At 44.2% G+C, this 26025-nt stretch carries 21 protein-coding genes; 18 read left to right on the top strand and 3 right to left on the bottom strand.

From position 1 onward, the window contains the following. Positions 1-393 precede the first annotated feature (393 nt). The 17 genes from GVN16_RS09240 (at position 394) to GVN16_RS09160 (ending at position 20599) form a co-directional block, all read left to right on the top strand. Positions 394-1491: an MBL fold metallo-hydrolase gene (locus tag GVN16_RS09240; RefSeq protein ID WP_205748826.1), complete on the top strand. Its 1098-nt coding sequence runs from the start codon at positions 394-396 to the stop codon at positions 1489-1491. 201 nt (positions 1492-1692) lie between these two features. Next, the gene (locus GVN16_RS09235; protein ID WP_166563598.1) at positions 1693-2337 is read left to right on the top strand and encodes a response regulator transcription factor; all 645 of its coding nucleotides are present in this window, start codon (positions 1693-1695) and stop codon (positions 2335-2337) included. Between the two features lie 59 nt (positions 2338-2396). Then, complete coding sequence (locus GVN16_RS09230) at positions 2397-4094, top strand: sensor histidine kinase (RefSeq protein WP_166563597.1); 1698 nt, start codon at positions 2397-2399, stop codon at positions 4092-4094. Positions 4095-4359: 265 nt separating this feature from the next. Beyond that, positions 4360-7578, top strand: coding sequence for a TonB-dependent receptor (locus GVN16_RS09225; protein WP_166563596.1), 3219 nt, complete (start codon positions 4360-4362; stop codon positions 7576-7578). A 33-nt stretch (positions 7579-7611) separates the two neighbouring features. Beyond that, positions 7612-9330 (top strand): RagB/SusD family nutrient uptake outer membrane protein, encoded by a 1719-nt coding sequence (locus tag GVN16_RS09220; RefSeq protein WP_166563595.1) that lies wholly within the window; start codon positions 7612-7614, stop codon positions 9328-9330. A 133-nt stretch (positions 9331-9463) separates the two neighbouring features. After that, positions 9464-10276 carry a helix-turn-helix domain-containing protein gene (locus GVN16_RS09215; protein ID WP_166563594.1) on the top strand — a complete coding sequence of 271 codons (813 nt, stop codon included), beginning with the start codon at positions 9464-9466 and terminating at the stop codon, positions 10274-10276. 75 nt (positions 10277-10351) lie between these two features. Continuing rightward, positions 10352-10774, top strand: coding sequence for a VOC family protein (locus GVN16_RS09210; RefSeq protein ID WP_166563593.1), 423 nt, complete (start codon positions 10352-10354; stop codon positions 10772-10774). Between the two features lie 75 nt (positions 10775-10849). Further along, positions 10850-11296, top strand: coding sequence for a copper resistance protein NlpE N-terminal domain-containing protein (locus GVN16_RS09205; protein ID WP_166563592.1), 447 nt, complete (start codon positions 10850-10852; stop codon positions 11294-11296). Then, positions 11293-11736, top strand: coding sequence for a hypothetical protein (locus GVN16_RS09200; protein WP_166563591.1), 444 nt, complete (start codon positions 11293-11295; stop codon positions 11734-11736). The genes GVN16_RS09205 and GVN16_RS09200 overlap by 4 nt, the downstream gene beginning before the upstream one ends. 1 nt (position 11737) lies before the next feature. Continuing rightward, the gene (locus GVN16_RS09195) at positions 11738-12211 is read left to right on the top strand and encodes an isoprenylcysteine carboxylmethyltransferase family protein (RefSeq protein ID WP_166563590.1); all 474 of its coding nucleotides are present in this window, start codon (positions 11738-11740) and stop codon (positions 12209-12211) included. Positions 12212-12400: 189 nt separating this feature from the next. After that, positions 12401-13420, top strand: a complete 1020-nt coding sequence (locus tag GVN16_RS09190; RefSeq protein WP_166563589.1) for a serine hydrolase — start codon at positions 12401-12403, stop codon at positions 13418-13420. A 72-nt stretch (positions 13421-13492) separates the two neighbouring features. After that, positions 13493-14233: an ankyrin repeat domain-containing protein gene (locus tag GVN16_RS09185; protein WP_166563588.1), complete on the top strand. Its 741-nt coding sequence runs from the start codon at positions 13493-13495 to the stop codon at positions 14231-14233. Between the two features lie 2 nt (positions 14234-14235). Continuing rightward, positions 14236-14973 (top strand): class I SAM-dependent methyltransferase, encoded by a 738-nt coding sequence (locus tag GVN16_RS09180; protein WP_166563587.1) that lies wholly within the window; start codon positions 14236-14238, stop codon positions 14971-14973. A 68-nt stretch (positions 14974-15041) separates the two neighbouring features. Then, positions 15042-18395 carry a DEAD/DEAH box helicase gene (locus GVN16_RS09175; protein ID WP_166563586.1) on the top strand — a complete coding sequence of 1118 codons (3354 nt, stop codon included), beginning with the start codon at positions 15042-15044 and terminating at the stop codon, positions 18393-18395. 72 nt (positions 18396-18467) lie between these two features. Continuing rightward, positions 18468-18932, top strand: a complete 465-nt coding sequence (locus GVN16_RS09170; protein ID WP_166563585.1) for a hypothetical protein — start codon at positions 18468-18470, stop codon at positions 18930-18932. Between the two features lie 60 nt (positions 18933-18992). After that, the gene (locus GVN16_RS09165; RefSeq protein WP_166563584.1) at positions 18993-19934 is read left to right on the top strand and encodes a nitrilase family protein; all 942 of its coding nucleotides are present in this window, start codon (positions 18993-18995) and stop codon (positions 19932-19934) included. Between the two features lie 140 nt (positions 19935-20074). Next, positions 20075-20599: a helix-turn-helix domain-containing protein gene (locus GVN16_RS09160; RefSeq protein WP_166563583.1), complete on the top strand. Its 525-nt coding sequence runs from the start codon at positions 20075-20077 to the stop codon at positions 20597-20599. A 125-nt stretch (positions 20600-20724) separates the two neighbouring features. On the opposite strand, the gene GVN16_RS09155 is transcribed toward GVN16_RS09160, so the two are convergent. The 3 genes from GVN16_RS09155 to GVN16_RS09145 all read right to left on the bottom strand — a co-directional run bounded on the left by GVN16_RS09155 (position 20725) and on the right by GVN16_RS09145 (position 24990). Beyond that, positions 20725-21963: an ROK family transcriptional regulator gene (locus GVN16_RS09155; RefSeq protein ID WP_166563582.1), complete on the bottom strand. Its 1239-nt coding sequence runs from the start codon at positions 21961-21963 to the stop codon at positions 20725-20727. A gap of 708 nt (positions 21964-22671) precedes the next feature. After that, positions 22672-23730 carry a response regulator gene (locus GVN16_RS09150; RefSeq protein WP_166563581.1) on the bottom strand — a complete coding sequence of 353 codons (1059 nt, stop codon included), beginning with the start codon at positions 23728-23730 and terminating at the stop codon, positions 22672-22674. Positions 23731-23754: 24 nt separating this feature from the next. Continuing rightward, the gene (locus tag GVN16_RS09145; protein ID WP_166563580.1) at positions 23755-24990 is read right to left on the bottom strand and encodes a PAS domain-containing sensor histidine kinase; all 1236 of its coding nucleotides are present in this window, start codon (positions 24988-24990) and stop codon (positions 23755-23757) included. Between the two features lie 204 nt (positions 24991-25194). Here GVN16_RS09145 and GVN16_RS09140 point away from each other — a divergent pair, with 204 nt between their 5' ends. Then, complete coding sequence (locus GVN16_RS09140; protein WP_166563579.1) at positions 25195-26022, top strand: universal stress protein; 828 nt, start codon at positions 25195-25197, stop codon at positions 26020-26022. Positions 26023-26025: the final 3 nt, after the last annotated feature.

Genomic DNA, 26025 nt, shown 5'->3' with positions numbered 1-26025 from the left:
GACATTATTCAACCACTCTATAAACAGCCCCTCTTTTCCGGTACCCCATTCCGGAAAGAGGGCATTTTTTTGAATAATTATGAATGTTCAATGCTTCAATGAATTATTGAATGTCCTGCAGGAATACTCTCTTTCCTATTTTATTCGTTATACTTCCTCCTTTTTTCCTTTGTCCTTTTTTCCGTTCTCCTTTCCCCCGAACAACCAATCATCCCGGAATTTAACCGGAAATAATATTTTAAAAGAAAAAATTGGCAGAGAAGAAATAATCCTATAGTTTTGTAGAGTGATTAGTCAATCAATAATATTTTATTTGATAATCAGCAAATTAATTGATGAAAGAAAATACAAAAGCCGTTTCTGACAAACTCAATGAAATTAATTAAAAAAATAATGCTTACGACCTTAGTTATCATTTCAGTCTTATTTGTTGCTGTTTACGCTTTTATTCAGCAACCCGAATTCGGCAGAGCCCCCAGCGGTGCCAGGCTTGAACTCATCAAAAAATCGCCTCATTATAAAGACGGCTCCTTTCAGAACCTCAGCGTTACCCCCGACCTTACCGAGGGCGTGAGCTATTTCTCGGTCATGAAAGATTTTATTTTTTCTGAGAAGCTCAGAAACAAGCCTACCGACACCATCCCGTCTGTAAAAACAGACCTTAAGCACCTGGACCCGCAGCAGGATGTCATAATCTGGTTTGGGCATTCCTCCTATTTCATGCAGATTGACGGTAAAAAATTCCTGGTTGACCCTGTACTCAGCGGAGCGGCCTCACCGGTTGCTTTTACGACAAGGAGCTTTATCGGCACGGACGTTTACACCCCGGATGATTTCCCGGAAATAGACTACCTGCTTATCTCCCACGACCACTGGGACCACCTGGACTATAAAACCATCCTGGCCCTAAAACCCAAAGTAGGCAAAGTCATCACCGGCTTAGGTACGGGAGAGCATTTTGAATACTGGGGTTTTGACAAAAACACGATCATCGAGAAAGACTGGAACGAACAAATAGAGCTGGGCGAAGGATTTACGATATATACTGCCCCTGCAAGGCACTTTTCAGGAAGGACTTTTGCCAGGAACAGGGCCATATGGACTTCATTTGTCCTGATCGCTCGTCATTACAAACTTTATATCGGCGGAGACAGCGGTTATGACACCCATTTTGCCGAAATCGGGAAAAAATTCGGAACCTTCGACCTGGCCATTCTTGAAAACGGTCAGTACGATAAAAGCTGGAAATACATCCATATGCTGCCTGATGAAGTGCTGAAGGCCGCCAAAGATCTCAATGCAAAAAGGTTGTTCCCGGTACACTCATCAAAATTTGCCCTGGGTAACCACTCCTGGGACGAGCCTCTCCGGAAAATCACAGAATTAAACCAGTCCCCGGGTATTCCGCTGGTCACCCCGGTCATTGGACAGCCGGTCCTGCTCAAAGACAGCACCCAGACCTTCAAAAAATGGTGGGAAGGCCTTAACTGACCTGGTAGTCATGTATGGAACTGCCCTCCCGGCTTAGTGTCGGGAGGGCAGTTTTTGTATATGACAGGTCCCCTTTTTCCTTTCAAATTCTTAGGATTATTTTCATTTAAAATTTAATTAATTCAATCATTAATCCTTGCCGGTTTTACATCAGACAAGTTAATTTTTCATAACTTGCTCCATTCTTACAAACCAGATACTATGATTAATGTTTTAATAGCAGACGACCATAACGTTTTTGCTGAAGGAATAAGCTCGCTCCTTTCTGACACCGAAAATATCAGTGTGGTGGCCAGTTGCTTCAACACTGCAGATGTCAGAGACATGTTGATTAAAACCAGGCCTCAGGTTATTCTTCTTGACATATCAATGCCCAAAGTTGAGGACGGCATGAAATTATGCGATCATATCCTGCAGCATCACCCCGAAATCAAGATCATTATCCTGACCATGCATGATGACCTGAGTATTGTCAAAAGAGTACTGAAAAAGGGAGCCCATGGCTTTTTACTGAAAAACACCACCAAAGCCGAGCTTTTAGATGCCATTGCCCATGTCAGTCAAGGCCAGGCGTACATCAATGACTATATTCAGAAGCAGATGGAGGACCACCAGCACAAAACCAGGAAACACGCTGCAGGTACCGGGGTGGAGCTTAACCTGACACCGAGAGAAAAGGAAGTGCTGTTCCTGATCTCGGAAGGGTATACTACCCAGCAAATTGCAGATAAATTGTTTGTGACGACCAAAGCCGTCGAGTTTCACAGGAGTAGTTTACTGGTGAAATTTGATGTTCCCAATACCGCTTTACTGATCAAAACGGCCATGGAAGCTAACTTTTTATGATGATTCCGGGACATAAATCAACGTTTAAAACTCTCTTAACTGGTACCATTTTATGGATAATGGGTACCCTGACCGGACTCGGGCAATCAAGAGAAGAAGAAACAGATTCCCTTAATTTGCTCGAAATCAACAAAAGCATCATCAATAACAACAACAACCCGCAGGCCCTGGCACACCTGTACCTCAAACTGGGAAAAAGCTATGAGAGCATTTACGGATTTAATAAATTCAGCCTCGAGGCTTTTCAGCAAAGTGCGGGGCTGTTTAAACAAACCGGGGATTCGGCAAACTATTATGACGCCATCATGAAGGTGGCAACGATTTATTATGTCGATAATTTCACAAAAAAATACGCCCTGGAGCATTACTACGCCGCTTTGAGGTATTTTAAAAAGACAGGGGACATTGAAAACAAAATACATTGCCAGCTCTCTATTATTGACACCAAAAAGCTGCAGAAGCCATTCGACTATAAATTAATAACCGAACTAAAGGAGGTAGAAAAAGAATGCATCAGCTACCGGTATGACTTACAACTGAGCTATGCCCACAATTTGCTGGCGATCTGTCATATCATTAACGGCAACCTGAATGAGGCCAGAAAATATGCCAACCTGAGCCAGATGTATGCTGAAGGGGCTAAAATCAAGTGGCTGGTTTCGCTCAATTACTTTTACATGGGTAAAATTGAAGACCACAATCACCAGAAGAAAAAGGCCCTGGACTATTACCTGAAAGCCCTGGCCTTAAGTGGGGAAACCAAAAATGTGGCGTACGCCAAAGACATCACCGAAGCCGTTGCCGCCTGCTATACCGACCTGGGCGACCACAAAAATGCCAATATCTACCATAAAAAGACCCTTTCTTTTATCAACCAGTTTTACGAATCTGAACAAACCAAGAACTTCAGGCTGGAGAAAGTCAACAACCAGTTTAAAAATCTGCAGGCGGAGAGCAAGCTGATTGAACAGGAAATCAGGAAGACCAATATGCAGAACGTCATCCTGGTGATTGTCCTGATTTTCCTTGTTTCCGGGGCCATTGCCCTTTATATAGGTAACCGGCAGCAGAAACTTATTTCCAACCAGCAGGAGCTGATCAATGAACAGAAAATCAAGAACCTGGAGTTAAAATCCCTCGAATCCCTGATGCAGGGCCAGGAAAATGAACGCAGCCGGATAGCCCGTGACCTGCACGACAGCCTGGGCATCCAGCTTTCGCAGATCAAGTTTTTTATTGAAACCCACGGCAAGAACTTTCTGCCTGAAGAAAAAAAGTCCGTTAACAGGATCATTGACGAGGCTTTTTATGAAATCCGTGTGATTTCACACAACATCCACCCCTTCTCTCTCTCCAATTTCGGGCTCATTATCGCCCTGGAAGACCTGATACATAAACTTCAGTCGATCAAAAAGACCGAAATCAGTATCCGCAAATACGGTAATTTCCCGGAATTAAACCAGGAAGCCATCGCACTACTGTACAGGGCCATCCAGGAGCTGATCAACAATGCCCTTAAACATGCCCATCCGAACAAGATTATTATTCAGATCATTACCAATGAAGAAGAACTCCTGATCAACGTTGAAGACGACGGAAACGGGTTCGAAGTCGGGCAGGAAGAAAAGGGCAGCGGAATTAATAATGTTATATTCCGGGTCGAATATCTGAGCGGCCAGGTGATATGGCAGAGCAGCCCTGAGAGGGGAACTTCCGTGATGATATCCGTTCCGCTCAAGAAAGTAACGGCCTCCTGAAAATTTCCTCCCGGATTTTAAAAATCATGCACTGTACGTCGTACAACGTATATTTTCTCTTGTTTTTTCCTCTCAGGAAAAATTGATTAATCTAATAATTTATTGAATTAAAACTAGGGTATTCCCTATTAAATGACAGATTCAATAATGATACATTTGTAAATATAATTTATTATTCAAATAATCATATTTACTAAAAATCATTCAGCCTGAAAATTTTTCCCGGATTTAATTAAACAATTTTCTCATTTTAATCTAAAGTTCAATGAAACAAATCTACTTTTCTCTAATCAGAGGAATTTTGCTGTGCAGTTTACTTGGGTTTGTAAGTGTACGAACCTACGGTCAGGGGGCTGTAAGTGGTAAGGTCAGTGATAATACAGGAACCGGGATTCCCGGTGTGAGTATTGTTGTGAAAGGAACGACTATAGGTACCGTTACCGACGTCGACGGAAACTACAAGATTGCTACCTCAGCAAGCAGCAAAATCCTTACATTCTCTTCCATCGGTTATCTTACCCAGGATGTCAACATCGGAACCCAGAGCGTAATCAATGTTACACTCAGTGAAGACATCTCCGCACTTGACGAAGTAGTTGTAACGGGTTACACGTCTGAAAAGAAAAAGGACATCATCGGTTCAGTATCGGTGGTAAACACTAAAACAGCCCTTCAACAGCCAAGTTCTAACCTGGGTAATATGCTTCAGGGACGTGCTCCGGGTGTAACTGTCAGTGGTACAGGTGCTCCGGGTGCTCCGGCTAAGGTAAGGATCAGAGGGTTTACTTCATTCGGTAACAACGACCCACTGTATGTTATCGACGGTGTACCTACTGATAATGCTAATGCCCTTAACCCTCAGGATGTGGAGTCTATTCAGGTTCTTAAAGATCCTGTTTCTGCTTCCATCTACGGCTCACGTGCTGCAAACGGCGTTATCGTCGTAACGACAAAATCAGGCACAAGCGGCAAAACCACTTTATCTTATGATGGTTATTATGGTATCCAGTCATTGCCTGACAGGGTATTCCCTCATATGCTGAATACACAGGATTACTACTCTTACCTGCAAAAAGCGGCGGCGGGTGCGGGCATTCCGTTTAAAAGCAACGTATTCCAGAATGGTATCCCTAAATACCTGGTTACCAACATGAACGTTAATGCCAACCCCGGAGATGCCACTAACCCCAACATGGCAAGGTATAACTTTGACCCGTACAGCTATGATAACACTTATCAGATAGCAGAGACAAGTGCAGGAACTGACTGGCACAGAGCATCTGCCCAGGATGCCCCGGTTCAAAGCCATCAGATCACAGCCACCGGCGGATCAGATAAAGGAGCTTACTCATTCGGTCTGAACTATTTCGGTTCTGACGGTATCTTCAAACATACGGGAATGAACAGGGTGACTGTCCGTGCCAATACCAGATTCAAGCCTAAAAAATGGATAACCGTCGGTCAGAACCTGCAGGTGGCCTTCACCAACCAGTATGGTGCCAGCGGTAACCCTTTCAACTCGGGCGACGGTCTTGACTTCTCTAACGAAGGCGGTCCGTGGTATGCTTCTTACAGAACAGTGCCTTTTATCCCTATCTATGATGTGAAAGGAAATTATGCAGGTACTTCATTAGGAGAGGCCGGTAGTACAACCACTCCGCTGGTTGCCCTGGACAGGAACAAAGACAACAAATTCAATGGCATCAACCTGTTCGGTAATATTTATACCCAGATTGAACTGTATAAAGACCTGATGTTCTCGTCTTCTTTCGGTGTAGACCAGAGAATCGTGAACGGCTATAACTTTACGTTCATTACGCCTGAAAAAGCTGAACCGACCAGAAACAACGCGTTCTCTGAGTATTTCTCAAGAGGCGGATCATGGACATGGACCAACAGTTTGCAGTACAAAAAAGACATTAATGAGAAAAACACCATTAAACTTTTTGCTGCAACAGAATCAATATTTGAGCAGTTCAGAGGTATTTCAGGATCAAGAACGGATTATGACTTCAATGACCCTTCATTCTGGTCGTTGAGCACCGGTAAAAACCTTCCTCAAAACGGCGGAGCTCCAAGTACTCCGAGAACCTTGTATTCAATCATGGGTAAGGCAGAATACCAGTTGATGGACAAATACCTCTTCAGTGCTACGGTACGTAGAGACGGTTCTTCAGTTTTTGGTTCTGATTACCGTTACGGGGTGTTCCCTGCCTTTGGTTTCGGCTGGAGATTATCTGAAGAAAACTTCATGAAATCTCTTCCTTATATCACTGACCTTAAACTTCGCGGTGGATGGGGACAAATGGGTAGCCAGAGAAACGTAGGTTCTTCCAATGCCTACTCATTTTTCTCAGCCAGCTTAGGTGGTACGGCTTATGACATCACAGGTTCCAACGGTCTTCCGGCTATCGGGTATCGTCCGAACGTGGTAGGTAACCCAAGCACCAAATGGGAAGCGGCCGAAATGGTTAACGTAGGTCTGGATGGTACTTTGCTGAACGGTAAAATTGACTTCAGTATCGAATACTTCAACAATACTACTAAGGATTTGCTGGTTGATCGTCAGCCTAATGGTCTTGAACCGGCTGTCGGACAACCAAAAATCAACGTGGGTACGATGGTCAACAAAGGTATTGATATCGGGGTTAACACAAGAGGTAAAGTGGTTGGAGACCTTAACTATGCGGTAGGTCTTACTTTCACTCACTATAAAAACGAAGCGGTTAAAATTGATGCGGAAGGTAGCTCAGCCCTGTTGTTCGGTGCGGGCAGACTTGGTAACATACAGAGGGTAGAAGGCGGTCGTCCGCTGGCTTCATTCTGGGGCTGGCAGATAGATGGTCTGTTCCAGACTCAGCAGGAGGTTGATTCTTATGCTGACATGCCTTATAAGAGAGTAGGTTCATGGAAAATCAGAGACCTAAACGGTGATAAGAAAATTGATGGTTCTGACCAGACTTACCTTGGAAGCCCTATCCCTAAATTCCAGATGGGAGCAGATATCTCTCTGACTTACAAAGCGTTCGACTTCCAGACATTCCTTTTCTGGAACTATGGTAACGACATCTATAACTACACCAAGTGGTCAACTCACCTGAGAGGTTTCGTGGGTGGATACAACCAGGAAGTACTGACAGACTCATGGACTCCTCAGAACACCGGTGCCAGACTTCCTATTCTGAATGCCAACGATACTTATTCAGGAGCCATTTCGACTTCTTATTATGTAGAAAGCGGCACGTTCCTGAGAGCAAGACAAATGCAGCTTGGATATACTTTACCTGCTACACCATTGTCGAAAATCGGTTTGAGCAGAGCGAGAATTTATTTACAGGTTCAAAACTTGTTTACAATTACCAAATATTCCGGTGCTGACCCGGATATCGGAATCCTTGGTAACAGTGAATTGCAAATGGGTGTGGATCAGTTCAGAACCCCTGCACCGAGAACTGTATTACTAGGTTTGAACATTGGACTATAATTCTAAATTTTAAATTAAAACTTTAAAAATATAATGAAAAAATATTTTTTAACGGTGATAGCCAGCATAGGTATTCCTATGGTATTTCTGGGTTCATGTGATGAGAAGTTTCTTGACAGACCGCCGCTGGGAGCAATTTCAGAAGAAGCTATCGCCAACGAAAACGGAGTGGACGGGGCATTGATCGTGGCCTACAGGGGATTGACAGGTGTACAGATCGGAGCCTGGTATACCAGTGCTAACAACTGGCTGTGGGGCGGTATCCGTTCGGATGATTCGTACAAAGGTTCCGAATCATTAGACCAGGCTACTGAAATTAACCCGGTAGAAAGATTTGAAGTACTGCCGAGCGGTCCTTCAGTAACCAACAAGTGGAGAGCTATTTTTGACGGTATCGGTATGGCTAACATCGTACTGAGACTTGTGGAAAAAGCTACTACGCTTCCTGCTGCAAAAAAGACTTCAGTTATTGCCCAGACGAGATTCCTTCGCGGATTCCAGCATTTTGAAGGCAAAAGGACGTTCAATAACATTCCTTTTGTTGACGAAAAAGTAATCTCTACTGATGATTACAAAGCTCTGACTAACGACAAGGACATCTGGCCGATGATTGAAGCCGACCTTAAGTTTGCCTATGATAACCTTCCGGCTACACAAGCCCAGGTGGGTAGGGTAAACAAATGGGCTGCAGGTGCCTACTATGCAAAAGCATTGCTTTATCAGAACAAATACACTGAAGCCAAAGCGGTATTCGACGCCATTATCGCCGGAGGTGTAACCAGCAAAGGTGACAAGTATGGTCTTCAGGAAGATTTCAAAGATGTCTTCAGAGGCGATTATGAAAACGGGAAAGAAATCGTTTTCGGTATTCAATATACCGTAGGTGATGGTACGGGCGGAGCAAACAGTAACAAAGAAGGTGAATTGACCAATCCCCACAATGACGGCCCCGGCGGTTGTTGCGGATTTTACCAGCCTTCTCAAAGCCTGGTCAATGCCTATCGTACAAGCGGCGGTCTTCCATTGGTTGATACTTACAACAGCGTTAACGTTAAAAACCAGGAGTCTAATCCAACCGACTACCCGGACAGAGGTGTACTGGATCCGAGATTAGATTATACAGTTGGCCGTATCGGTGTTCCTTACAAAGATTACGGTCTGGCTAAAGATACCTGGATCCGTCAGCTGGCCAACGGTGGCCCGTGGTTGCCTAACAAACACGTACAGTGGAAAGACGAAGTTGGCAAATACTATATTCCCGGCGGATGGGGACAAACCCAGTTGGGTAAAAACCAGATCCTGATGCGTTATGCCGACCTTCTTCTGATGGCCGCAGAATGTGAAGTGGAAGTGGGTAGTCTGGCCAAAGCCCAGGAGTATGTGAACCTCATCCGTAACCGTGCCGCAAAATCGACGGTAATGATGGATGGTGGCAAGCCGGTAGCTGACTATCAGATCAAACCTTATACTGTGGCATGGACTGATAAAGTTGCGGCCCGTAAAGCTGTAAGATTTGAACGTTACATCGAGCTGGCCATGGAAGGACACAGATTCTTTGACCTTGTAAGATGGGGTGTTGCTGATGTGGTGATGAATGAATTTATCGCCAGAGAATCAAAACTGAGAACCAGTATTGCAGGCTCGCAATTCAGAAAAGGTAAGGACGAATATCTTCCGATTCCTGAATTTGCAATCAACCAGAGTAAAACTGCGGACGGCAAACAAGGCCTGAAACAAAACCCGGGATACTAACCAGATTTAACATGTAAGATGAAAGAAAGAGGTGGCAGAATTGTCACCTCTTTCTTGTTTTTAAAGAATTCCCGTGCGTTTTCATGCTTTAAATGCCCGCGTTTAGTAATTTACAAACTGAAATGCAAAAGCTATGAACGGAATTCCTGACATAAGGCAGCTCTACCACCCTGTCCAGCCAACCGTGAGTCTTAAAAACGGTGAAGTGAATTATACGGAGTTGATGCCCGGTGCAGAACTGAGAGCTTTCATTTATTGCTACTGGCAACTCAAAACCCAATCAAAACTTACGGAGGCTTTTCAATACAGGGTAGTGGCCGACGGTTGCATTGACATTTTCTTTGAGCTGAACCGGTCACACAAAAACTTTGTCATGGGGACGGCCTCCTCTTACATTGAGTTTCCGCTCGACACGACCTTCAATTATGTGGGTGTACGCTTCTTACCTACCGCTTTTCCACAGCTGTTTAAAGTCAACGCCTCGGAACTCACCGACCGTTTCGAAGCCCTGGAATCGGTATTGCCAGAAACCTCCTCTTTTATCAGCAACCACTTTCATGAAGGGCTGCTACCGTCCGAAATAAAATCTTTATGGGATGACTACTTTACCGGGCATCTTTCGAAAACAACCTTATATTCAGACAAAAGACTGTACAAGGCCCTGGAGATCATTCTTAAAAACAAAGGCGTAGTCCATGTGGAGCAATCACTTGATATTGGACTGAGCAGCCGGCAACTCCGTCGTTTGTTTGAGTTTTATGTGGGAGATTCCGCCAAAACTTTCAGTAAGATCGTGCGTTTTCAGAATATCCTGAAGGACAATCCATCCGCAGAGAGCCTTCGGAAAAACAAGATATTTTATGATGCTGGATATTACGACCAGGCCCACTTTATCAAAGAATTCAAGACGCTCTATGGCGAAACCCCTTCAAAAGCCCTCGAGTGAGGTTTTGTCCGTTTTTTACAATGTTCCCCTTTCCCTGCCGGCCTATCTTTGCAGTATCATTAAAACAAATCAATCATGAAAATTAAAGATCAGTACCCGGTTTTTGTCAGCAAACAACTAAAAGAGACCAGGGATTTTTATGTCAGCCGGTTCAACTTTGAAGTATATTTCGAATCTTCTTTTTTCGTCCTGCTGAAATCAGAAGGAGAAACCACTCATCTTTTTGGGTTCATTGATGAAATACATCCGTCTTCCCCGCCCGTTATGCCGGCCATGACCAGCGAATCAGGTGTATTTTTAACCCTTGAGGTCGATGATGCGGATGCCGAATATACAAGATTCCTGGAAGCAGGATATGACATTTATTATCATTTGAAAGATGAACCCTGGGGACAAAAAAGATTCGGCCTGACAGATCCCAACGGAATGTACATTGACATTGTCCAGCAAACCGAACCAGAGGAGCATTTCTGGGATCAGTACATGAACGCTGAATAATAAAACAGCACCCCTGCTCCATAAGTCAAAAAGTGTTATATTTGGTAATCAAGACCTTAAAATGAAAAGAATGTCATGATCAGTATGTCATTTTTCCTGACCTTTTTGTCTTTCTGGGGAGGTTTTTTCCAGGAAGATAAACCTGCTGAACCTGCAGTGTTTGCTGTCTTTGTCGGTCGTACCCCCTGTGAGGCCATTTCAAAAAACCTGGGTCTGCCTGTTGCTGCAGATTGTTTCAAATTAAAATGGAAAGTAACGCTATACCAGGATACCTCAACCAAAACCCCTGGAAACTATAAAATTGAGGCTACTTTTTGCAGACAGAAAGCCAGAACCGGTTCGTGGAAAATAGTAAAAGGAGATGAATCATACCCTGTGATTTATGAGCTTGATTTCGACGGAAAGCCGCTGAGGTTTTACCTTGCCGATGATGTTCTGTTTTTTTTAAATGCTGACGGAGAACTGCTGCCGGGAGACAGCCAGTTCAGTTATACCTTAAATAAGAAACCGGAGGCTATATGACCAGGCTATGTTTCTTACTCTACTTCATGTCAGGTTTGAGTGCCGCTGCCCAGAACAAAAACACGGTGCTCTCAGGGATTACACCATGCGGACAGGAAATGAAAACTGCCCTGGGTATAGGGGATCAGGCCTGTGAATCTGTCAAATGGAAGATTACGATGACCGGGGCGGGCCGGTTCAACCTCGTGAGTACCTATGGAGAAGGCCTGCCCAACTCGATGAATTATAAGGGAGGAGGTATTAAATCAGAGTTTTCCGGACAATTTCAGATCAGCAGTTCGGGTGAAAAAAAGGTCATTTATGAGCTTCAATCCCCCGGTTTAAAGTCTGCTCTCAGGCTATGGCAGCTTGATAAGAATATTTTCCACTTCCTCGGAAACGATAATAAAGCCCTGGGAGGTGACGGAGGGCACAGCTATACCTTAAACAAGGTAGAATAATATGTTTTCGTTACTGCTGAGAAATCTGTTTTTTACCATTTTGCAACCCGGCATTGTCGCAGGGCTGATCCCTTTTTTTATTCTAGACAAAAACCTGGATGACCTCATCAGGCTTCCCGTAAGGATCCATGAAAAAACGGGTTTGTTTCTTTTCATTTCAGGGCTTATCGTCATGCTTATCTGCATCTTTAATTTTGCGGTAAAAGGCCGCGGCACCTTGTCTCCGGCCGATCCTACAAAAAAGCTGGTTTTAGAAGGCTTATACCGGTATTCCCGGAACCCGATGTATGTGGGCGTCATGATGATCCTTATCGGTGAATCTGTCTATACCGGATCATTTTCTTTACTGGTGTACAGCCTGGTTATCCTTGCAGCCTTTCACCTGTTTATTGTTTTCCGGGAAGAACCACGTTTACAGAGGGATTTCGGAGAAGAATATACTGAATATTCCCAAAAAGTAAGGCGGTGGATCTGAAACGGACAGTCCTGATGATACCACATTCCCATGGTAAAAATGACCCCTCAGACTAAAGAAAATCTCACCCGGGAACACCTTTTTAAAAGAAAAAAATAAATCCCGGTCAAACCTTAAAAAGCAGGAATAATTCAGATAATTTTGAGTGTTAAATCGTGCTTTTCAAAATTATAAACCTTTCAGATTTTTATGAAAAACCCAGGCTGGGTAAGGCTGTGTTTCAGCTTACTGTTTCTCGTCAGTTCTACTGTTCTGTTTTCTCAGACCAACACCATTTCACAGCGGATTGATTCGCTGCTCTCCAGTCAGAAACCCAGGCCGCTCAACGGGGTCTTGATAGTGGCTCAAAACGGGAAACCTGTTTATTCCGCGTCCCGTGGTTTCGCGGATTTCAGTACAAAAACACCGGTTACAATGCATGATCAGTTCATGATCGGCTCTGTCAGCAAGCAATTCACTGCCGTACTGGTCCTGAGCGAATTTGACAAAGGGAATCTGCAGCTTCATGATCCGGTAAAAAAGTACCTGCCCGAAATGCAGCAGGCCTGGACTGATTCAGTGACCATTCATCACCTGCTGACGCATACTTCAGGCCTGACGACATTGGATAAACCGCTGGCTTTCAAGCCCGGAGAAAAATTCCTGTATTCTCCCCTGCTCGCTTATGAACTGCTTTCGAAAATCGCAGAAAAAGCCAGTGGCAAAACCTACCCGGAACTGATCACGGCCTTGTTCAGGAAATGTAAAATGAAAAACAGCACGATCCCGGCTTTATACCGGAAAGGGCACATTATTCCGTGCTATACCCAAAAAAGTGACGGGGTTTTCAGTCCCGAACCTTACCAGCTGGATAATATGAAAAAATCTACGCCGGGCGGTGGTATTATTTCCACGGCAAAAGACCTCAGTCTGTGGAATGAAAACCTTCACAACGGCAAACTGCTTAGTCAGAAATCTTATGCCCTGATGACAGACGTATATGCTTACAGGCCCAGTCACCGGTGGGGAAAAGTAGGATATGGTTACGGATTGCAGATTTCTGAGCTGAACAATCAGCCGGAATTAAGCCACAGCGGAGCCATGGCAGGTTTTATTTCCAGCCTGATATACTATCCCGAAACCAAAACCAGTGTGGTGGTCATTGAGAATGTTTTCCAGGATTTCAACTTCCATGACGACCTGAGAAAAGTCGTGAACGCAGGTCAGTAAGACCGATGGACTTGACCCGGTTTTTGATTATATTTGTCGTGGCCGGGTCAGGCCCAGTAAAATGCAGAATTTATGGCAATGACAGATGACCTTATCGGTGAATTTGAAGTACATTCAGAAGACGGCATCAGGCAGTATTTTTCAGAGGGTATTGATCCCAATGCATCACACAACGGCAAGCTCCTTTTTCAAACCATGGTGGAAATGTACTACCGGAGTCCGGCTTTCAAACACTGTATCAGGGCTTTTGTGGATTATGGCCTGCAATTCGACCCTCTGATACTGGCCATCCTGACTGACGACGCCGTAACACTCGACAGGATGATCAATGATGGTGCAGTAGACATTCATGCCCGCTATTCTCTCTTTGACTGTGCATACACCCCGCTTACAGAGGTCAGCCTGCTTCATATCTGTGCTGAATACAACCTCCCGGACTGTGCCAAAGTACTGGTCAGGCATAAAGCAGATGTGAATGCCAAAGCAGGCGTGGATGAGTATGGCTTCGGAGGGCACACGCCCATCTTTCATACCGTCAATCAGAACCAGAACAATTCGTCGGAAATGATGCATTTTTTGCTTCAGCACGGGGCTGACCTCGGGGTCCAGGTCAAAGGATTGATCTGGGGCAAAAACTATGAATGGGAAACGTTCATCCCGGCCGTCAACCCGGTCAGCTATGCCATGATGGGGCTGCTTCCGCAGATGCACAGAAAGGAACTGACCATTTCCAGAACAGTGAGCCTGCTTATGAAACACGCCTACGGAATCGATTACGAACCTGTCAATGTTCCCTGTGCTTACCTCAGATAATCATGAAAGACAATTTCTCCTCACAAAGCGACCAGTATGCCCGATTCAGGCCGGTTTATCCCAGGTCTCTTTTCGATTATCTCATCACACTGGTACCTGATCTGGAAACCGCCTGGGACTGCGGCACCGGAAACGGACAGGTAGCCCGCGAACTGGCCTTTTATTTCGACCAGGTTTATGCTACCGACCTCAGCCAGCAGCAGATTGACGAAGCCATTCCGCATGAAAAAATATTCTATTCGGTAAGCCGGGCCGAGTCAGCCCCTTTTCCGGACAATACCTTTGACCTGATTACAGTGGCCCAGGCCATTCACTGGTTTGACTTTGAGGCATTTTACCGGGAAGTGAACAGGACCATCAAAGACGGGGGCATCCTGGCTGTCATCGGGTATGGTCTTTTCAGGGTTTCTCCTGAAATCGACGCGGTTATTGATGAATTCTACAAAAACGTCATCGGTCCTTACTGGGATACAGAAAGGAAGTACATTGACGAACATTATCAAACGATCCCTTTTCCGTTCGGGGAGATAAAAGCTGAGGCTTTTGAAATGGTATTTGAGTGGTCATTTGAACACCTGACGGGCTATCTGCAAACCTGGTCAGCTGTAAAACACTACCGGAAAGCTACAGGAAACAATCCCTTAGACCTTGTTTTTGACCAACTCAAAGTACTCTGGGGAACAGACACGCGTGTCATCCGCTTTCCTTTGTTGCTCAGGATTGGTAAAATTGAAAAATAGCCCTTTCTTAATTGAGGATTATCACATTACTTTGTCTTCCGGCATCCATTTCCTCATTATAGAACCCAGTGAACGAAAGTCAGTCAAATCATACTTATACCATTCCTGATTTCAGCATCGCTGAACTCACCAACAGCTTTATACTTAAGCACAGTCAGGAGCTGAACAGTGGTGAAGTTTCGGATCTTTATGCCAAATCACTGGACATCAACACCGGTTTGTTTTCAAGTTTATCCGAAACCCTTCATTTTCCGGATGTGGAAGTTACTGCAGATCAGGAAAATATCACTTTAATCTGTCACTGTAAAAGCCAAAAAAATAAGCTCTGCCGGCATCAATCCATGGCCTTATATGCGATCATGACCCGCCAGGAAATCAGGATATTTTTTGATAGAGAGTTGCGTCGTGAAAAACTGAGACAATTCGGAAAAGAGTACGGACTGACAGAAAACGACGATCCTGAAAAATATTTCAAAATAGAACAGGGCACCAAAACATACGAGATCAAAACTTTAGACAATGGCCTGTTACCCGTAAGTCTGTCTGCTGTCAGACAGCTGAAAGAGCAGTTGATCCTCGCCCAAAAACCGCCTTTTGTACAAAGTGAGGAGGCTGAAATTAAAAAGAAGGTCGTTGTCTTCAAAAAGCATAAATATTACGAGCATTTTAATATCGAATTGTTCGAAGCAGCCACCACCAAAGAAGGAAAACTAAAAAATCCGCTGGTGACCCTGCAGCCGCTTGACCTGGTTTTGAAAACGGATGAACCTGAAGAGATGAAGTTTTATACGACCATTGCCAGGTTCCAGTACAATTTTGATGCATCCGCTTCAGAAGCTCACCTTGAAAGCCTCAGATCACTCATCAGAAACCCCTTGCATCTCGACTTCTTTTATCATCAGCCCGGGGCTTCCGGCAGCCTTAATGCCCAGTCGCTCGTACCGGTCCAATTAAAAACCTATACATCAGACATCCACCTGGTGGTTGACAAAAAAGACGACTTTTATCACATTACGGGACATCTGATCGTGGATGAGAAGTCTTATGAATTAAAAGATATCTCTATCAGGTTCGATTACTTTATATTGCTGCGTGGGACCATGTACCTGATCGATCATCTGCAGCTGATCAGGATTATTGACTATTTCAAACAAAAAAACAACAAACTCCTGATCCATGAGTCGGGTTTTGAAAACTTCAGAAAGGAAATCCTGGCAGGGCTGGAAGACCGTGTCTTAATTACTTATTCTTACCTGAGACCCGCCACATCCAAACAAGCAGAAGAAACCGGTTTTGACTCTGCACCCCGCTGTGCCATTTACCTGTCAGACTCTGAAGACTTCGTATTGATCACGCCGATCATGCGGTATGGCCATGCAGAAATCCCTGTGCTTTCAAAAAGGCAGATTTATGCTACTGATCATGAAGGAGTCCCTTTCAGTGTACCCAGAGATGAAGCGGCCGAAATCAGGTTTACGGCTGTCCTTCTCCGCCAGCATCCTGATTTTGAAGATCAGATGCATAACGATTTCTTTTATCTGCACAAGAAACGTTTTCTGGATGAAAACTGGTTTGTGGACGCTTTTGAGGTCTGGCGAAGTTATGACATCGAAATTCTGGGCTTTAACGAGCTTAAAAAGAACCGCTTCAACGGCTATAAAGCCAAAGTATCGGTCAGTGTAAGCACTGGCATCAACTGGTTTGATACTACGCTTGACGTCCGGTTCGGGCAGCAGAAAGCCACATTAAAACATCTTTATAAATCGATCAGGAACAAAAATAAATTCGTTCAGCTGGACGACGGCACCCTGGGTATCCTGCCTGAAGAATGGCTGGAGAAAATGAGCAATTACTTTGAATCCGGTGAAATATCGGAAGAAAGGATCAGAACACCCAGGATTACCTTTCTTCAACTGAGGGAATTGTATGATGAAGAAATGCTGAGCTCCGACACGCAGCAAAGCATCGCTCATTACTCCGAAAGGTTGTCTCAGTTTGAGTCCATCAGAGCAGTCGAAATACCTGAAGGCCTGAAAGCCAACCTCCGCGACTATCAGAAACAGGGTCTTAACTGGCTCAACTTCCTGGATGAATTCGGTTTCGGAGGATGCCTGGCTGATGACATGGGTCTTGGAAAAACCCTGCAGGTCATTGCCTTTATCTTATCACAAAGACAAAAAACAGCTCACAATACCAACCTGGTGGTAGTACCTACTTCATTGCTTTTTAACTGGCAGGAAGAAGTCGAAAAGTTTGCTCCCTCATTAAAAGTACTGACGGTTTATGGTGCCGGCAGGGTCAGTGAAACCGCCACTTTTGACCAGTATGACATCATCCTTACCTCATACGGCACGATGCTGTCTGATATCCGTCTGTTGAAACAGTATTATTTCAATTATGTGATCCTGGATGAATCTCAGAACATCAAGAACCCGGAATCTCAGCGGTACAAAGCCGCGTGCCTGTTACAATCGAGAAACAAGATCGTCATGAGCGGCACCCCGCTGGAAAACAACACGTATGACTTATTCGGCCAGCTTTCTTTTGCCTGTCCGGGGCTTTTAGGCACCAAATTCCGTTTCAAAACCCAGTACGCGACCCCGATTGACGGGTTCGGAGACATGCAGAGGGCTGTGGAACTCCGGAAGAAAATCAGTCCGTTTATCTTGAGACGAACCAAGCAGCAGGTAGCCAAAGAATTGCCTGAAAAAACAGAAATGGTCCTTTACTGTGAAATGGGTGAAGAACAAAGGAAAGTCTACAACGCCTATGAAAAAGAATTCAGGATGTTTCTGAACACCCGCCAGGAAGGCGATATTCCGAGAGAAAGACTGCATATCCTGCAGGGACTCACCAAACTGAGACAGATCTGCAACTCCCCTGCCCTGCTGAGTGATGAAGAGTATTATGGCAGCGAATCTTCCAAAATAGAAGCATTGATGGAGCAGATAGAAAATAAGTCAGGTCATCACAAAATCCTGGTGTTTTCACAGTTTGTGGTCATGCTCGACCTCATCAGACAAGCCCTTGAGGCCAGGAAAATCGGTTTCGAATACCTCACAGGGCAAACCAAAGACCGGGCAGCCAGGGTCAATAATTTCCAGAAAAACCCCGAGGTGAGGGTATTCCTCATCAGCCTGAAAGCCGGGGGCACAGGACTCAACCTCACAGAAGCCGATTATGTGTTCCTGGTGGATCCGTGGTGGAACCCTGCCGTGGAAGACCAGGCCATAGACCGCTCTTACCGCATCGGGCAGAAGAAAAATGTGGTGGCAGTGAGACTGATTTGTCCCGGCACAATTGAGGAGAAAATAGTAAAGCTGCAATCCTCTAAAAAAGACCTGACGGCTGATCTGATCAGGACGGATAATGACATTATTAAAAAATTTACAAAAACAGACTTATTGGGTCTTCTCGACTGAGGGTTTGTTCCTTGTTTTCCTTATATTTGAGTCAGAGTACTCACTTAAAACAATATCACTTACCTTAAAATTATGAAAACCAGCCTTCCGCTTCTCTTTGTATCCCTGTGTTTTGCCGCCTGCAGTCCGAAAGCCGAAAACAATGCCACTAAAAAAGACAAACCCGCCATCGAAGGCACCTGGCAGCTCATTTCAGGAACCCTTATCGAAAAAGGAGATACCACCGTTACCGATCATACCAAAGGAGAAAAAATGATCAAGATTATCAACGGCGATCATTTCGCGTTTCTGAGGCATGACCTTCACCAGGGCAAGGACTCCGCAGACGTTTACAGCTCAGGAGGCGGAAAATATACACTGGAAGGTGACCAATACACTGAATACCTTGAATTCTGCTCAGAAAGAGCCTGGGAAAATAATAATTTCAAGTTCTCCGTGTCTGTTAAAAATGACACTTTGATTCAAAGCGGCGTGGAAAAAATTGAGAACCTGGGTGTGGAAAGACTGAATATCGAGAAGTATGTAAGGCTTAAATAAGCTTTCTGCTATCAAAATTTACATTATCTGACATTGCAGGCAAATAACAACCTTAAATAAATGGATCCGATAAAAATATCTTCCGCCCAGTTTGAAAATAAAAGCGGCGACAAAGCCTATAACCTTTCGGTAATCGAACGCCTTACAGCTGAAGCTGCTGCCGGGGGGGCTAAAGTCGTTGCCTTTCATGAATGCTCTGTGACGGGCTATACCTTTGCAAGAAACCTTTCGAAAGCTGAAATGCTTGACATCGCCGAATTCATTCCTGACGGCGAAAGCATTCAGAAACTCACTTCGATCGCAGCTCAGCATGACGTGGCTATCCTGGCCGGTTTGTTCGAAAAAGATGCTGAGGACCATCTTTTCAAAGCCTATGTTTGTGTAGATAAAAACGGCCTGGTGGCTAAATTCAGGAAGTTACACCCCTTCATCAATCCTCATCTGACCCCGGGTGACAGCTACTGTGTCTTTGACCTTTACGGATGGAAATGCGGCATCCTTATCTGTTATGACAACAACGTGATCGAAAACGTCCGGGCCACCCGTCTGCTGGGAGCAGAAATCATTTTCATGCCCCATGTGACGATGTGCACGCCTTCTACGCGTCCCGGGGCGGGTTTTGTAGATCCTGAATTATGGAAAAACAGGGAGAAAGACCCGACATCGCTCAGAATTGAGTTTGACGGACTGAAAGGCCGTGGCTGGCTGATGAAATGGCTGCCTGCACGGGCGTATGACAATGCCGTTTACGTGGTATTCTCCAATCCCATCGGCATGGATGAAGACCAGCTTAAGAACGGCTGCTCCATGATACTGGATCCGTTCGGCGACATTGTTGCCGAATGCAGGACCCTGGGTGACGATTTTGTGGCAGCGACATTGACCAAAGAAAAGCTTACCCTGGCCGGAGGGCACCGTTACATCAAAGCCAGAAGGCCGGACCTGTACCGTGAAATACTGGGACAACCTCACGATCCTGAACAAAAAGTGGTCTGGTTATAAGTTAAAACGATGTTTTTATAAGGAAAAAAGCCTCCGGACCTCCCCTGAATACAAATGTCGGGTAAATGTCGTGGCATAGTAGTTGTGTGATCATGCTAATAATACAGATATTTACTGAAAAAATCTGATCTGCCTTAATTATGACAACCGGAGAAAAAATAAAAGAACTGAGATCTCAGAAAGGGATGACCCAGGAAGACCTGGCAGCCAAAACAGACCTTAGTGTCAGGACCATCCAGAGGATTGAGAATGGAGAGGTAGTACCAAGGGCGTATACCATTCAGACCATTGCCAGGGCTTTAGAAGTAGACTTTGAAGATTTACAGTCGGACGCTTTTGACAACAACAAGATACAGAAAGAGTCAAAAGAACACATATGGCTTCCGCTGGTACACCTGAGTGCCTATTTTCTTTTTATTATTCCGACGGCAGTCATCTGGATACTAAAAAAAGAAGAAATAGAAAACATCAACACACATGCCAGGGACGTTATCAACTTTCAGATCAGCCTGTCCATTTATATGATCGTTTGTCTTATTTGTATTCCGCCTTTTTTCGTGTTGCTGGTCATCTATCATTTCATTATTATCATGATCAATACCGTCAAGGTCATACAGGAAAAACCATATTATTACCCGCTTGTCATTAAATTCATCAAGGCCTGATACGGAATCTATCCGGACTCATAAGCCCTGGAATACAAACAACCAACAAAAATATACGTGCCTGGTTTTCAAAATAGGACCAGGCAACGACTGATATCTGATAAGGTGTTGAAAATGAGGTGAGGTTACTCGCTTCTGAATAATTTATTGGCCACAAAGGCGTTCATTCCCAGGATTTTCGCAGACTCTCCCAGGTTCGTCACCTCTATTTTCAGATTCTCTTTAAAATCAGGGAGGCAATATTTATTGATGGCGTGTTCGATAGGATTGACAATCAACTTTCCGGCTTTGGACAAGACCCCGTCAATGATAATGATCTGAGGGTTAAACAGATGAACAGCCACCGAAAGCCCTTTACCTAATTCCATTCCGATATTGTAAAGCGTATCAATAGAGAAACCATCGCCGCTTTTAGCCGCTTCAATGACCATTTCAAGGTCTATTTCTTCAAGATTTTCTTTATATTTTGACAAAATCGAGACCTGACCGTCACTGAGGCCTTTTCTCACTCTTTTTAAAAGAGACGGAGCCGAAGTAACTGTGTCCAGACAGCCGACCTTTCCGCACCGGCACAGGTCACCGTCAGGATAAACCTGTATATGGCCCAGCTCCCCCGCAAAGCCCGAAGCACCGTTAAAAATCTGTCCGTTGATCACCACCGCAAGACCGATCCCCCAGTCCACATTGATAGACAGCACATGAGACAGGTTCTGCCCTACACCGAATTTAGATTCTCCGTACACCGTGGCCTTGGAATCATTCAGCATAAAGACAGGAATATTGAGTTTTTCGGCTATTCTTTTACTCAGCGACTTGTTTTCAATGTTGATATTTTTATACGTCTTGTTGATTCCGGTTCTTTTATTCACCAAACCGGGCATGGTAATGCCAATGGAAATGATGTCTTTATGAGAGGCATTGGTCCTCTGAATGGTCTGGTTAATGAGGCCAAAGATTTCCGGCAGAAAAGAAGGATCATCCGTCAGTTTCAGATCAAACTGTTCTTCGGATACGATCTCATTCTTAAAATTAAGGACAAATATCTTGGTTTCATGGATGGTGATATCCACGATCAGGACATGCTTGGAATCTGTATTCAAAAAATAAATGGTGGGTCTTCTTCCCTGTTTTTTGTTATCCAGTTCTTCCCCTGAAAGCCAGTTTTCAGCAAGCAGTTCTTCCACATACAAAGTCAGCGTAGGGATACTTATAAAAAGAGCCTCCGATAAATCCGCAATGGTCATCCTTTTGTGCAGATATAATGATTTAAGGATACTTTTCTTCTGCTTGTACTTTTTGAGTTCTACCGCCGATTCACGGGATAGCACTTCACTTTTTATAATACTACTTGTATTTAAATCCATTAATCTTTTAAGGTGAATAAAGAACTAGTCATTAAAACATAAATATAGTTAATAAGATTTTTTAATAAAAGGTGTATCACTAAAATTATCATTCATTTTACATGAATTAACCAATATTTTAATATAATCAAAGGCTTCGCCCCGGTACGTCAGTGCCTTGAGGCACGGCCCCCGCCACAAAAAATAATAGGAGGGCAAATGCCCTCCTATTATAAGATTCAATAATTACCTAGATTACTATTTTAGATCCCGGAACAGCTTTGTTCCACAGATTAATTTAATACTTTAACCCTCAAACACTCAACACTTCTTACCTCTGCCTCTCCTCCTCAGAATGCTTTCTCATTCCCCATCAATCACATCTACGCCTTCAGAAACAGTAAATTACCGGTTCAGCATATTCTGACCCGGATTTCTCAGATTCTGATCATCCTGTTTGTAAATCTGAGGAGATCAGACAATAAAACGTCGCTTTAATGCAAATCTTATGTAAGTTTAATAATTTTTTTTATTAAAAGATACATTTTATCATATTTTTTTTATCAACCCTCTTATTCTCGCATCTGAGCAGGTTTAGCATCACAAGGCTCAGCCAAAGCTTCGGCTTATTCACCCGGTCTCGAAATACCCCAAAAACAAAAAGAGAGCTTCCGATATTCATCAGAAGCCCTCTTTTTTAATGAATGAAACCAGGTCAGATATCCGGCTTTAGTTTTTAAGATTTTTCAGTTTTTCCAGGTGAAGTATTTTCACTTTTCCTGTTTCTATGTCGATCAGCTTCTCGTCTTTAAAATCCGAAAGCATTCTGATCGCCGTTTCCAGGGAAGTTCCGGCTATGTTGGAAAGGTCTTCCCGGCTGATTTTCATATACGTATTAGGTGTATTGTCAGTGATCAGATGGCTGTGAAACTTAAGCAGGGCCTCGGCCACACGCTTACGAACCGAATTATAAGCCAGCTTGATCAGTTGCTCTTCATGGCTTTTGATGTTTTTTGACAACAACTCCATAAACTTACGGGTCACCTGCGTGTTCCGGTGCACGAGCATATTGAAGTCATTTTTGGGGATCAGGCAGATTTCACAATCCTCCATGGCCGTGGCAGACTCGGTGTAGCTGCTCTCCTGCAGCAGGTCCACATAGCCCAGGTACTCGTCTTTATCAAAAATATTAATGATCAGTTCTTTGCCATAGTCATTGGTTTTGTATGTCTTCACTTTGCCTTTGATGACATAAAAAAGATAAAGGGGAAAGTCGCCCTCCCTGTAAATCTCTGACTTTTTCTTGTATACCCTTACCTCACGGTTCTGTGCAAGCTTCGCCAGTTCTTCCTCTCCCCCGACATCACTGATCAGCTGATCAAGTCCTGACAAATTTTGTGAATAATTTTTCCGGATCATCTCCGCTTTCTTGAGCCGGCTTTCAATGGCATTCAGCAACTCAACATCATCAAACGGCTTCGTGATATAGTCGTCTGCTCCCATTTCCATGCCTTTTCTGAGGTCTGTGCGGTCGGCTTTGGCCGTCAGAAAGATAAAAGGGATATCAGCCGTATCGGTAGTTTTGGACAACAAATGTAAAACGCCGTAACCATCCATCACCGGCATCATGATATCGCAAACAATGAGGTCGGGTTTTTCCTGGCGGGCCTTTTCCACGCCGATCCGGCCGTTTTCAGCGGTTATGACCGAATAATCTGCCAATTCCAGAATCTCGGCCGTGTTTTCCCTGATTTCATAATTGTCTTCTATCAACAGTATTTTTTTCATGCTTCTGTATAGTATAAATCTGTGCTATTTAATTTTCATCGGTAGGTCAACTATAAATGTCGTACCCTCATTTTCCTTGCTTTCAAAAGAGATGTTTCCTTTCATCAGGTTGACATAATGCAAAACAATGCTGAGGCCCAGTCCTGTGCCCTGGATCTCCCCGGCGTTGGAAGACCTGAAAAAACGTTCGAACATATGCTTTTTATCAGAATCGGGAATACCGATACCCTGATCCCCGACTTTTAAGATGAGCCTGCCACCGGAGGTTTGGACAGAAACCGTAATGGTTGAATCTTCTGGTGAGAATTTAATGGCATTGGACAAAAGATTGATGAGGATGTTCTGAACCAGTTTGGCATCCAGCTCAACGATGGTTTCAGGAGCTGCAAAAACAGACTCAATCTTCTGACCTGTCTTGGCAATCCCCTGGATATCCGGCACGACTTTTTCAACGACTTTGTTCACATCGAATTCATCCGGACTTACCATCACCTTGCCTTCTTCCAGCTTATTAAGAGACAGGAAATCATTCAGGATGTCTGTTAAATTGCGGATGGAGGACTTGATCCTGGTGATGTGCTTATTTCTCTTCTCGTCCTCGTTAAGATCGGCATATTTTTCGACCAGCGACAAAGAAGACAAGACCGTCGCCAGCGGAGTCCTGAATTCATGTGAAGCGATGGAGATAAACCTCGATTTCATAGAGTTCAGCTCCCTTTCCCGCTTCAGTGACCTGTCCAGCTCCTCTTTGATCTGTTCGAGTTTATGAATGGCTTCCTTAAGGATCATCGTCCGCTCCTCCACTTCCTTTTCCAGTTCCGACTGGTAGGCCTTCATCTGATCTTCCGCACTCTTTCTGAGGGATATATCAACGATAAAAGCAATCACAAAACGCCCCTGACTATTGGAAAAGGGACTCAGACTGACTTCAACTGGGAACTCCGTCCCCTCTTTTGTCTTTCCGAACACATCATAACCTGTTCCCATCGCCCGGGGGTGCGAGTTCTTGTTATAATGTTCCCGGTGGGCTTCGTGACTATGTTTATATCTGGCCGGGATAAGCATTTCTACTGAAGAGCCTGTAAGTTCATGCTGGGTATATCTGAACAGCCTTTCGGCACTTGGGTTACTCCTGATGATAACCCCCTTGTCATTTGTAATTAAAATAGCCTCTGTGGCAAACTGAAATATCGCCTCCACCTGGTTAAATATGTCCATTTCAGTGTCTTGTGCTGATAAATGCTCCGGATTTGTTTTCATCGGCAAATTAGGTTGAATAAAAAAACTAAAATATGACTCCTGTCAGGATTATATGAATCTGTGCCATTTATTCCGTGAATTTACCGGAATTCAGCTATTAATCATAATAACAGATGAGCAATATCATAATTCCTTAAGCAGCAGAATGTAAAATTTGTGGCATGGAACAGATTTTTTATTCTTGTTAATAAAAACAACAGCTGTATGAAAACGATCATTTTTGCAACAGACTTTTCGAAAGCGTCAGGCCAGGCGGCACTGACCGCCGCTCAAATAGCCCTGAAAACCGGGGCCAGGCTGATTCTTTTTCACGCCTACAGGTACATAGCTCCGTATGATCCGGAGGTCAATTCTCTGATCATTACAGAGATGGACCTTCAAAGCAGCAGTGTAAAAGGGCTGAAACGACTCCAAAAAAAGATTTTGTCCAAAACAGATCCGGGGTTAAAAACCGAACTCATTGCCAAAGAAGGTTTTGTCGAAGATGCACTCAAAGACCAGATCATTGCTTCAGAGGCCGACCTTCTCGTCATGGGGACCTCAGGTACCTCTCCCCTGGCATCCAGGTTTTTCGGGAGTTTTGCTACTTCTATGTTGAAAAAATCACCTGTTCCGGTATTATTGAATCCTCCGAAATCCAGGTACAAAACATTTGAAAATGCTGTGCTGGCTCTTGACCTCAGCAAAGAAAACGATTCCGTCAGTATCAGTAAAATGCTGCAGTTTTTCAAGCATTTTGAAGCAGTACTGAACATCGTCACAGTTTCCAGGTCGGAAGAGCCTGAAGAGATCGAAAACCTCAGATCAAAAGGTGTTTTCATCCGCGAGCTTTTGGGTGAGCAGCCGCATACTTTCACGGTCATCACGGGAGAAAAAGCCTCCGCAGCTGTCCTGAATTTCGCCAAAGAACAAAAAGCCGATCTGATTGTCGCTTTGCCGAAACACCATAATTTCTTTGAACGCTTATTAACGGAAAGTAGTACGGAGAGGATTGCCCTTGACTCGGACGTTCCGGTGCTGGCCATTCCGTAACCT

This window comes from Emticicia sp. CRIBPO, assembly GCF_009905725.1.
GTDB lineage: Bacteria > Bacteroidota > Bacteroidia > Cytophagales > Spirosomataceae > Leadbetterella.
This window is presented reverse-complemented; position numbering and strand designations above follow the sequence as displayed.